At 37.8% G+C, this 738-nt stretch carries 1 protein-coding gene; it reads right to left on the reverse strand.

Features of this window, described 5'->3' with window-relative positions; translation table 11 throughout:
* Window positions 1–66: 66 nt before the first annotated feature.
* Window positions 67–684 (reverse strand): nitroreductase family protein, encoded by a 618-nt coding sequence (locus tag KI369_RS28160; protein ID WP_212958944.1) that lies wholly within the window; start codon window positions 682–684, stop codon window positions 67–69.
* Between the last annotated feature and the right edge of the window lie 54 nt (window positions 685–738).

Here is a 738-nt window from a genome sequence, read left to right on the forward strand (position 1 = left end):
CTTCGTTTCTTTTTTATCCGTATTAAAGAGCAGTGAGACCTTCACATTGATTAAAGCTTCACTTTATTATTTTGCCCATTCACTCACTTGCTCCACACTCATTCGTGGTGCAGGGTGGCCTTTTAAAGTTGATTCACCAATTGTAATAAGCATAATTGGTATGTAGCGAGATGAAACATTGAATTCTTCTGTAAGTGCTTGTGGGTTGAAACCGCCAATAGCGCAAGTATCCCAGCCAGTTGCTTTAGCTGCAAGCATGAGTTGCATTGCTGCTAAAGATGCATTTGAAAAGGCTGCGTCTCTTGGGAATTGCTCACGAGCATATGCAGACTCAATATTTTTAGCTAAGCGCTCTTTTGCTTCTTCTTTCATAAATCCTTGTTCTACAATTGGACCATAAACTGGTTCAACATTTTTATAAGCTTCTAAATCACCTAAAATAGCGACTACAGCAGAAGCATCAAGAATTTGTTGTTGGTTATAAGCAATTGGATGTAATCGTTTCTGTACATCTTCACCTTGGAATACGAGGAATTTCCAGTGCTGCAAGTTCCAAGCAGAAGGTGCTTGAGCAGCGCCCTTTAAAATCTCGTGTAGCTCTGTAGATGAAATTTCTTTCTCAGGGTTGAATGCACGTGTAGATGTGCGTTCATATAGAACATTAAAAAAGTTATCGTTTGTCATTGTATATCCTCCAAATTACATATCAAATTATGAAAAAATACATGTAATATATTC

The organism is Bacillus sanguinis (genome assembly GCF_018332475.1).
Classification (GTDB): Bacteria; Bacillota; Bacilli; order Bacillales; family Bacillaceae_G; genus Bacillus_A; species Bacillus_A sanguinis.

Excerpts from the sequence above, each read along its gene's own strand:
- KI369_RS28160 (WP_212958944.1), bottom strand. The coding sequence starts at position 684 with ATGACAAACGATAACTTTTTTAATGTTCTATATGAACGCACATCTACA.